The organism is Neptunicella sp. (genome assembly GCF_048268085.1).
In the GTDB taxonomy this organism is placed as follows: Bacteria; Pseudomonadota; Gammaproteobacteria; order Enterobacterales; family Alteromonadaceae; genus Neptunicella.
In genome coordinates this window covers 62,218-68,754 of sequence record NZ_JBLWWF010000023.1, presented here as the reverse complement: position 1 = coordinate 68,754, position 6,537 = coordinate 62,218, and the positions used below count along the sequence as shown (strand labels likewise).

Sequence of the window (6,537 nt, the reverse complement as noted above, 5' to 3'; positions counted from 1 at the left end):
GATGGATAAAGCCCAAAGCAAGTCGATACCCCCACAAACAGAAAAATGCCAGTCAGCTTAACTGACTGGCATTAGCCATTGGCTCCTTTTTCAATAAAACACGGTTATATTTGCTATTGGTTATTAGCCCGCTTTGGCTACAGATTGCATTTTTTTACGTGCTACACGTTGAATCTGTTGTAACGAGTTCAAGTGCGCGTAAATTGCCGGCAGTAAACCTCGTTGACGGATATCTTCAAAATCTTTGGCATCCATTTTGGCTAACTTTTCTTCATCGATACGGTAAATACCGTTGATGTTGTAGTTGTCGCCATTTTCCAATTTAACGGTTAAGTCATTGGATACCAGTAATTCTTTTTCTTTGAGGAAATTAATGAAATTAGCGGTAATTTGCATGTTTTCAATAAAACGACCCGTTTGTTCAGTGCGTTTTTTCAAAAAATCTGTTTGCTCACCTTTAGCGTCAAACAATAACTCGCCTTCTTTTTTATTGACCAAATTACTGCTTTCATCCACACAAACCAGTAATTCTTTACCTTCCGCATCGGCTTTGGCGATCGATAAAGGATAGTTACGTAATGCGGCCGGAACATATGGTTCATCCCATGTATCACCACCACAATACAGGTTTTCACCTTGACTCAATCCCATCAGTGTACAAGAAATAAAACGCTCGGATTCAGGGCTTTCTTTTACAAAGATAATAGGTAGTTCTGAAGATACTTGCACATATTCATGGATTACTACTGGAATAAGATGCTGACCGGCACCGTGGGCAAAGTTGGTTGACGCTTTAATTCTAGTTTTGGCGTGCTGTTCTTTATTCAGCGGTACAATTTTTTCGTTCATGTGATGCTGCTCCCTGTTATTTATTGTAGAGGTTATTCACGAATTAATTTTACGGCCGCTATGAATAACAGAAGTCGTCTGTAAAAAAAAGGTTAATTTGAGCTAAAGCCAAATAAATTAAGGTGTACAGCTCATTTTTTGTTAATTACCGGACAAAACGCTGAAAAGTTGCGCAACTGCTGATTTATTCAATGTTAATTACGCTAAATTTTTACGGTTAATCTACAGAGTACGGTAGACTACCCCGTCTTAAATAGGGCATGTAAAATTAATCATTAATGAATAATTTCGATTCAATCAATCCGTTAAATTATCAGAATATAGTGGTACTAACCGGTGCCGGTATTTCGGCAGAATCAGGCATTCAAACTTTCCGAGCCAGTGATGGTTTATGGGAAGAGCATCGGGTTGAAGAGGTAGCGACACCGGAAGGTTTTGCTGCTGATCCGCAGTTGGTTTACCGTTTTTATAATCAACGTCGCCAGCATTTGCTCAGCAAACAAGTGACACCCAACGCTGCTCATATCGCATTAGCAGAGTTTGAACAGAACTTTAACGGCCAATTTTTGCTTGTTACCCAGAATATCGATGACTTGCATGAAAGAGCGGGTAGCCAAAATGTACTCCATATGCACGGCGAGTTATTAAAATCCCGTTGTATTCAGAGCGGCCAGCTGGTTACAACCATCGCTGATATTGACCACATGAGCCGTTGTCATTGCTGTCAGCCGGCGATGGCACTTCGTCCACATATCGTCTGGTTTGGTGAAATTCTGTTGTATATGGAACAGATTGAACAGGCTTTATCACAAGCCGATTTATTTGTCTCAATCGGTACTTCAGGAAATGTCTATCCGGCGGCTGGATTTGCTCAGCAAGCTGGCATATACGGTGCTGATACGCTGGAATTAAACTTGGAGCCCAGTGTTAATCAACGGGTATTTAATCATTCCATACAAGGCAGGGCCTCAGAGCTAGTTCCCGTATTATTTAATTATCAAAAATTTAGCCAATAGAAGGATATTTGAGTGTTTGAAACCTTGCAGCAATATCAACTGGAGTTTTACACCATTGCATTAATACATTTGTTGGCAGTGGCTAGCCCCGGACCGGACTTTGCCATTGTATTGCGACACAGCATTCGCTTTGGTCGTCGTACGGCAGTGATAACCAGTATCGGTATCGGATTGGCTATCCTGCTGCATGTGTCCTATTCCTTGTTGGGGATAGGACTATTGATAAAAACTACACCATGGATATTTAAGACGTTATCTTATGTAGCTGCGACCTACTTAGGCTGGATTGGTATTGCAGCGATTCGCAGTAGTACAGGCGCGTATTCCGAACAAAGTAATGGTGAGCATCGTCATTTATCCGATAAAAAAGCCTTTATTCGCGGTTTTTTAACCAATGGTTTAAATCCTAAAGCAACATTGTTTTTCTTATCCTTGTTTGCGGTGGTCATTTCTGCCCAAACACCCACTAACATCAAAATTTTTTATGGGGTTTACTTGGCAATTGCAACGGGACTTTGGTTTAGCCTGTTATCTTGTCTGCTCAGTTACAGCAAAATTCGCCAGTTTATTGGCCGCAATGGCCATTGGTTTGATCGGGCTATGGGAATATTGTTAATTGGTTTGGCGATTCAACTTATCGTGTCGGATCTATTCTAGTTTTTCTCCCCCACTTAAATGCAGGGGAGACTTAACACTAGCGACTTACCCGCACTTCACCGACGCCGACCTGAGCATCGATTAAATACTTACCATTGCCTTGCCAGTTAGCCTCTGAAGACATCAATGCTCTAGATGAATGTGCTGAATCAAAGTCTTGTAGTGATGCTTCTCCAACTCCGGATTCGAGGTGAATGGAACGATAATTATCACTTGCCACTTCAATTCGTAATTCTCCTACACCAAGTTCAGCTTTGATATCGCGATTGAGTTGAGTTAATACCGCCTGACCTACTCCCATATCAAGATTAATACTGGCGCTACTTGGCACGCTAATTTGCCATGTTTGTTTGGTATTATCTTCATCAATTTCCAGAAAGACGCGACTTTGACGAATGTTTTTGGTTAATTCGACATGATCTAAATCAGCGGATGAAAACCAGTTATGCTCTTGTTCTTCGACGATAACCGATAATTCAATGTAATTTCCTTCATGGGTGGTTAATGTAATTTCTCCAACCGGTACCTGTATTTCAATCTGACTATCTTCAATAATATCGAATTTATCATTAAGACTAATGCTATCTTTTGCCATTGCCGTGCTAGTTGTCAATGCTAAAAATAAAGCGGCTGATAGTGTTTTGTTGATCATGTTGTTCACCCTATATTAATGAAATAAATTGTTAGTTTTTGTATCTTTCGTGCAGATATATTTAGGATTTTGCAAATCGGGTGCCACAAAATATTTACAATAAAATCAATTCTTTATAGTTTTCTATATTAATGTCTGGCTGTGTTTTTTGTGAAATTGACCAATTTGTAATGGATTTAGTCACAAAGTAATTTATTTTCTATCCATGCGAATAGCACATATTAAGACGTGATTTGATACAATGGACTTTGCTAATTATTAGGTGGCTTAACTTTGTCTGAAAAATATCAAATCCAAATTGGTGGCGATCTTGAAAAAGCGTTAACCGGAAAATACGAGTTAAATATTAAAGCCGTGCTCGAAGAAGGCTGGCAAAACACCCGCACAACCAAATGGATAATGTTGCAGGGCATATTACTGTCTGTTGCGTTGTCTTACGCAATGCTCACCTTTCTATTACCGACCCACAACTTGGTTGAGTTAGCGTCACTAGAGACTCAGATTAATCCATTGTGGGCGATGGTCATTACTATTCTCATTACGCCCATTATGACTGCCGTGCAGATGATGGGGATTAAACATAGTTTAGGTGGACAATCGCAATTTAATGATTTGTTTCGTTTTATCCCGAATATCTTGGTGTTAGGCGTCACTGAATTAGCCACAGGTCTATTAGTTAACGTTGGTTTAAGTTTATTAATTCTGCCGGGCTTTTATTTACTTATTGCCACCAGTTTTGCCATTCAACTGGTTGCCGAACGTCAGTTATCTCCGCTTAAAGCCATTTGGTACTCGATACGAACAGTGAATCATAAGCTGTGGCAATTTGGTTTATTATTTATACTTTTCGTCGCGTTAATGTTGCTATGTGTTTTTACCTTGGGTTTGGCATATATTTGGGTCGGGCCATTTTATTACAATGTAAAAGGGATCTTGTACAGGAACATATTTGGTACTTTAATCAAATTCGAAACCCATGCTGGGCAATCTAAAGAGAAAACAAAAGATGAGTCAGTATTCGATGCATAAAATAACGTGGCATAAAGCACTGTGGCGTTCCTCGGTAACAGGGATATTTATTGTTGCCCTGATATACCCATTCCTGTATCCATCGCAAGTCATAACAAGCACAGAACAAGCCGAACCGGTTAAACGCTTAATCCCTGATTTTGCCAAGTTTAAACAGGTTAAAAAGAAGAAAAAGGCATTTTTTAATTATTTACGTCCGGAGTTGGAAAGGCAAAATGACCTGATTAGACAAGATCGGCAATTCTTATTGACTTTGCATGATAAAATAATACGTAATCAATCGCTTAGTGCAAACGAGCAACAACGTTTAACCACTATTAGCGTGCAATATCAATTAGAAAACGCGCCACAAGATGAAACGCAATGGCAAACCTTATTGAGACGAGTCGATATTATTCCCATTGAGTTAACCTTAGTTCAAGCGGCGAATGAATCAGCTTGGGGAACCTCAAGATTTGCCAAAAAAGGCTATAACTTTTTTGGCCTATGGTGCTACCGCAAAGGTTGCGGGTTTGTACCGAAGCAACGTGATGAAGATGCCGCACATGAAGTCGCTAAATTTCGCGACTTATCTCATGCGGTACAAACCTATCTACTGAATTTGAATAGTTATTACGCCTATGATGATTTGCGCATGATCCGTGCGGATCTCAGACAACAAAAACAAAAACTGACGCCTGAAGCCATTGCTCAGGGCCTGATTAATTATTCTACTCGCCGAGAAGAATATGTAGACGAATTAGTGGCGATGATCCGCCATAACCGGAAGTATATGCGATGAAATATGCGGTTATTCTATTCACATTGTTAACTGCCAGCGTTATCGCAGAGCCCTTAAATGTGGATTACGGTGCGTTCTATTCTCATTTGCGCAAGATTGATGATAAAAAACTGGATAAACTGGAATTTGCGTTCGGTTTTAAACTGGTTGGCGAGACTCGTCTATGCCAAATAAATAGCGGCTTGATCCATACTCAAAAAGTGGATCTCCCTATACATATCCGTGACGACAATCGTTTTGTTTTACCCACGGAAAAGGCACTTAAATTAGCCGATGCACAGGTACAGCTTGATTTAGTTGAGCCAGCTAATCAATGTGACATGTCAGTACAAATACAGGTCAAACCGGAGCTCATTCAATCAAATTTATCCATAACTGCATTATCCGCAATCATGGAACAGTTCGATCAGTTTTTTGATGATATGGGCAGTTTTTTATCATTTTTGATGCCGTCACCTGAAGGTATTTTGTTGCAATTCAAATCTGATCAAGTGCCACAAATATCAGTTAACAACAAATTGTCAACTGACCTAACAGTTAATCAACATCAATTGATTTTAACTCGCAACTGGCTAAGCACTCATCAAGGTGAGATGCGCTTTGTGCCAGCACCCAACAAAATTAGCGTTTATGTTAACCAAGATTGATGATTTGAACGGTCTCATCTTTACTGGGCTGAGACGCGTTTATTTCAGGTTGATCAAAGGCGGTATCACCGTCTTGGTATGGCGTATCCTGAGTCGCTAAGGTTTTAAAATCAAATAACTGCGAATCAGCCAAATGTGAAGGAACCACATTCTGTAAACTTTTCGCCATACTTTCGATACGCCCAGGAAAACGTTTTTGCCAATCTTGTAACATGCCCTTTATCGCTTTACGTTGCAGGTTTTCTTGTGAGCCACACAGGTTACAAGGAATAATTGGAAAGCCAACCAATTCAGAATAACGGGCAATATCTTTTTCAGTGCAATAGGCGAGGGGACGGATCACCATCTGCTGCCCATCGTCACTGACCAGTTTTGGTGGCATCGCCTTAAGTTTGCCTCCATAAAACATATTCAGAAACAAGGTTTCCAACATATCATCACGGTGATGGCCTAAAGCAATTTTAGTTGCCCCCAATTCGGTGGCGGTGCGATACAAAATACCACGACGCAGGCGTGAACAAAGTGAACAGGTGGTTTTTCCTTCGGGGACTTTATCGACCACAATAGAGTAGGTATCTTCTTCTACGATTTTATACTCAACCCCAATAGTTTCTAAATACTCCGGAAGAACATGCTCAGGAAAGCCAGGTTGTTTTTGGTCGAGGTTGACAGCAATGATGTCAAAATGGATCGGGGCTAAACGGCGTAAAAAAAGCAAAATATCCAGCATGGTATAGCTGTCCTTACCACCAGATAAGCACACCATGACTTTATCTCCCTCTTCGATCATATTGAAATCAGCAATAGCTTGGCCGACACCACGACGAAGACGTTTCTGCAACTTATTGAAACTGTATTTTTGCTTGGCCGATAAGGCTTCAATTTGACTCATTTTTCTGTTTCCCC

At 40.3% G+C, this 6,537-nt stretch carries 8 protein-coding genes; 5 read left to right on the top strand and 3 right to left on the bottom strand.

Translation table 11 applies throughout. The annotated features are described in order from the left end of the window. Nucleotides 1–123: 123 nt before the first annotated feature. Nucleotides 124–849 carry a SapC family protein gene (locus ACTD55_RS16560; protein WP_438865439.1) on the bottom strand — a complete coding sequence of 242 codons (726 nt, stop codon included), beginning with the start codon at nt 847–849 and terminating at the stop codon, nt 124–126. 278 nt (nt 850–1,127) lie between these two features. Between ACTD55_RS16560 and cobB the strand changes: the two genes are divergently transcribed. Together cobB and ACTD55_RS16550 are read left to right on the top strand one after the other, a co-directional pair. Further along, nucleotides 1,128–1,865: a Sir2 family NAD+-dependent deacetylase gene (gene cobB / locus ACTD55_RS16555; RefSeq protein WP_438865438.1), complete on the top strand. Its 738-nt coding sequence runs from the start codon at nt 1,128–1,130 to the stop codon at nt 1,863–1,865. A gap of 12 nt (nt 1,866–1,877) precedes the next feature. Beyond that, on the top strand, nt 1,878–2,522 hold the full coding sequence (locus ACTD55_RS16550; RefSeq protein WP_438865437.1) for a LysE family translocator: 645 nt from the start codon (nt 1,878–1,880) through the stop codon (nt 2,520–2,522). Nucleotides 2,523–2,559: 37 nt separating this feature from the next. On the opposite strand, the gene ACTD55_RS16545 is transcribed toward ACTD55_RS16550, so the two are convergent. Then, complete coding sequence (locus tag ACTD55_RS16545; RefSeq protein ID WP_438865436.1) at nt 2,560–3,174, bottom strand: hypothetical protein; 615 nt, start codon at nt 3,172–3,174, stop codon at nt 2,560–2,562. Nucleotides 3,175–3,447: 273 nt separating this feature from the next. On the opposite strand from ACTD55_RS16545, the gene ACTD55_RS16540 reads away from it, so the two are divergent. The 3 genes from ACTD55_RS16540 to ACTD55_RS16530 are packed head-to-tail and all read left to right on the top strand — an operon-like array spanning nt 3,448 to nt 5,631. Continuing rightward, nucleotides 3,448–4,203, top strand: a complete 756-nt coding sequence (locus ACTD55_RS16540; protein WP_438865435.1) for a hypothetical protein — start codon at nt 3,448–3,450, stop codon at nt 4,201–4,203. Beyond that, nucleotides 4,181–4,984 carry a glucosaminidase domain-containing protein gene (locus ACTD55_RS16535; protein WP_438865434.1) on the top strand — a complete coding sequence of 268 codons (804 nt, stop codon included), beginning with the start codon at nt 4,181–4,183 and terminating at the stop codon, nt 4,982–4,984. The genes ACTD55_RS16540 and ACTD55_RS16535 overlap by 23 nt, the downstream gene beginning before the upstream one ends. Beyond that, complete coding sequence (locus ACTD55_RS16530; protein WP_438865433.1) at nt 4,981–5,631, top strand: DUF2987 domain-containing protein; 651 nt, start codon at nt 4,981–4,983, stop codon at nt 5,629–5,631. Before ACTD55_RS16535 ends, ACTD55_RS16530 begins: the two co-directional genes overlap by 4 nt. Here ACTD55_RS16530 and ttcA read toward each other — a convergent pair. After that, nucleotides 5,618–6,523, bottom strand: a complete 906-nt coding sequence (gene ttcA / locus ACTD55_RS16525) for a tRNA 2-thiocytidine(32) synthetase TtcA (protein WP_438865432.1) — start codon at nt 6,521–6,523, stop codon at nt 5,618–5,620. The two genes, ACTD55_RS16530 and ttcA, sit on opposite strands and share 14 nt — an antisense overlap. Nucleotides 6,524–6,537 lie beyond the last annotated feature (14 nt).

Excerpts from the sequence above, each read along its gene's own strand:
- ACTD55_RS16560 (WP_438865439.1), bottom strand. The coding sequence starts at position 849 with ATGAACGAAAAAATTGTACCGCTGAATAAAGAACAGCACGCCAAAACT.
- cobB (WP_438865438.1), top strand. The coding sequence starts at position 1,128 with ATGAATAATTTCGATTCAATCAATCCGTTAAATTATCAGAATATAGTG.
- ACTD55_RS16545 (WP_438865436.1), bottom strand. The coding sequence starts at position 3,174 with ATGATCAACAAAACACTATCAGCCGCTTTATTTTTAGCATTGACAACT.
- ACTD55_RS16535 (WP_438865434.1), top strand. The coding sequence starts at position 4,181 with ATGAGTCAGTATTCGATGCATAAAATAACGTGGCATAAAGCACTGTGG.
- ACTD55_RS16530 (WP_438865433.1), top strand. The coding sequence starts at position 4,981 with ATGAAATATGCGGTTATTCTATTCACATTGTTAACTGCCAGCGTTATC.
- ttcA (WP_438865432.1), bottom strand. The coding sequence starts at position 6,523 with ATGAGTCAAATTGAAGCCTTATCGGCCAAGCAAAAATACAGTTTCAAT.